Source organism: Dyadobacter sp. (genome assembly GCF_051859145.1).
In the GTDB taxonomy this organism is placed as follows: Bacteria; Bacteroidota; Bacteroidia; order Cytophagales; family Spirosomataceae; genus Dyadobacter.
Map to the genome: position 1 here is coordinate 1 of NZ_JBHYGF010000496.1, position 2406 is coordinate 2406.

Genomic DNA, 2406 nt, shown 5'->3' on the forward strand with positions numbered 1-2406 from the left:
TCCCTGATTGACCTTAATTACATATTGCCCTTCCGTTGAAGTCACCACAGCCTGCCTCGGCACTGTAAGTGAACCTTGCGTGCCTTCAGGCGCAAAAACAACTTCGGCAAACATGCCTGGCTTTATCGCACCCTTTGCATTGGCAACATCTATTTCGACGGTTTCAGAGCGGAATTTCTGGTTCATGTTTCCGGAACGGCGACTGATTTTGCCTTTAAATTGCTCTCCAGGCATCGCATTCACAGTGAACGCTACGGCTTTACCTTGCTTTAAGCCAACGCTATAAGTCTCTGGCACATCCACCACCAGCCTGAGCCGGTTCTGTTGCTGCAACATCAGCATAGGCCCCTGCAACTTTACGCCTGAGCCAACCAGCGCTCCGGGGTGTACATTTCGCTCTGTAATCACACCGTCAAACGGTGCACGTACGACTAGATAAGATTTGATCTTTGTAAGTGCGCCGAAGTTAGCCTGCTCGCCCATTGCTGCCGCACTATCGGCCATCATTTTGGCATTGGCGCTTTCCAGATCCAGCGCTGACACAGAGCCGCGAATGCCGGCACTGGCTTTTAGCCTTTTATAATGCTCCTGGCTGGCGACCAGCATGGCCTTTGCTTTCAGGTAATTGGAACGCGCTGCCACCAGTTGCTCTTCTGTTTCTGGGGCCTCCAACACCATCAGTACTTGACCTTTATGCACACTGCTACCCCGGTCTACAAGCACTTTTTCGACGAACCCGTCGGCTTTTGGATAGATACTCACTTCCTGGAAAGCCAGGAACTCGCCGGGTAGCTGAACCTGTTCGCCAACCTTCTGCGAGCTAACTGTGCCGAGCTTAACAGCTGGTTTACTGATGACTTTCTTCTGCGTTTTATTCTCCGCAGACTCCGATGACGAGCAAGCACTGAAAATGGTCAGCCCGATTGCAAGGGCAAGAAAATTATATGTTATGTTTTTCATAGGTAGTTTGGTCTGAATGGCCATTAACATGCAAATCTGAGGCGCTAGCCGGCGCGTTTTCGACTGGTAAAAGGGAAGGATCTTTATATGCTGTTTTGCTTTGTAAAAACACATATACCTGGGGTACGATGTAAAGGGCTGCCAGGGTAGAGGCAATCAATCCGCCGATCACCGCGCGGCCAAGTGGGGCAACCTGCTCTCCGGCTTCCCCGGTTCCCAAAGCCATTGGCACCATACCCGCCACCATCGCAAAGCTGGTCATGAGCACGGGCCGAAGACGCGCTCCTGCGCTTTCCAACGCGGCCCTGCGCGCACATCACGGTACTCCCAGCGGAGCCGCTCTGCATTGGTGACGATCAGGATCGCATTGGCTACTGAAATCCCCGTTGACATAATGATACCCATGTAAGATTGCAGGTTCAGCGTGCTGCCTGTCAACAGCAAAAAAGCTATTGATCCCACGATCACGGCTGGTACTGTTGAAAGGATCACCAGCGACAACTTAAATGATTGGTAGTTAGCAGCCAAAAGCAAAAAGATCACCACGATAGCAATGCCCAGTCCGAGCTGCAGGCTGTCCAGGGTTTCTGTTAAAAGCGATGACATCCCTTTCACTTCTGTTACCAGGCCTTTTGGTCCAGCTCCTAGCCCAGCGATTACTTTTTCGACCGAGCGGGTGGCACTACCCAGATCCTGGTGATGAATATTGGCTGATACCGTGACAAACCGCCGCGGGCCGATCCGCGCATATTCTCCTGGAAGCGTATCAACCGAGAAGGTAGCTACATCAGCAAGCACCGGTCTGGGCTGACCTGCTACAAGGGGAATTTCCTGTAACTGGGCCATGTTTCGCATCGCAAATTCAGGGATCTGGACCTGGACCTGGTAAGTGTATGCAGCCTTTTGATCAAGCCATTGATTCTTTTCAGTATAGCGGCTCGATGATGTTGATGCGGTGATCGAGCGGGCGGTTTGCTGCAAGCTCAGCCCCATTGTTGCCAGTTTCTGGCGGTCGAGCTTAATGTTGATGACCGGGAATTTAAGGGGTTGAATGATACGGACATCCCGCAAATGATCCTGGCCGGACAACCCCTTGACGAGTTTATTAGCATAGCCTTCGATTTCTTTCATATCCCTTCCGGCAACCTGTACTTCGATGGGCGTGAATGCACCACCGCTCATGAGCTTTTCAGTCAGATCAGCGGGTTCGAAAGACAAAGTAATCTCTGGCATCTGCTCGGCTACGACCATGCGGATCCGTTCTTTCAAATCCTGCATATTGGTTTTGTATTCAGGATCAAGGCCTACTTTGATCACCGCGTCATTAGGGCCGCTGGTGCTTACATATAAATTAGTAGTCGCGTAGTTGGTAGGAACAACGCCGACATAAGCCGATGAAATTGCCAGGTGGTCATCAGAAGCCTGATTGACCAATGCTAATAGCTC

Annotated in this window: 3 protein-coding genes; all 3 read right to left on the minus strand. The window is 51.2% G+C overall.

Going from position 1 to position 2406, the window contains the following annotated elements; genetic code table 11:
* On the minus strand, nt 1–960 hold a 960-nt coding region (locus tag ACTIE6_RS22670), incomplete at its 3' end, for an efflux RND transporter periplasmic adaptor subunit (protein ID WP_439558799.1).
* Complete coding sequence (locus ACTIE6_RS22675) at nt 941–1222, minus strand: efflux RND transporter permease subunit (RefSeq protein WP_439558800.1); 282 nt, start codon at nt 1220–1222, stop codon at nt 941–943. The genes ACTIE6_RS22670 and ACTIE6_RS22675, both read right to left, overlap by 20 nt.
* A partial coding sequence (locus tag ACTIE6_RS22680; RefSeq protein ID WP_439558801.1) for an efflux RND transporter permease subunit occupies nt 1219–2406 on the minus strand: 1188 nt, incomplete at its 5' end. The genes ACTIE6_RS22675 and ACTIE6_RS22680, both read right to left, overlap by 4 nt.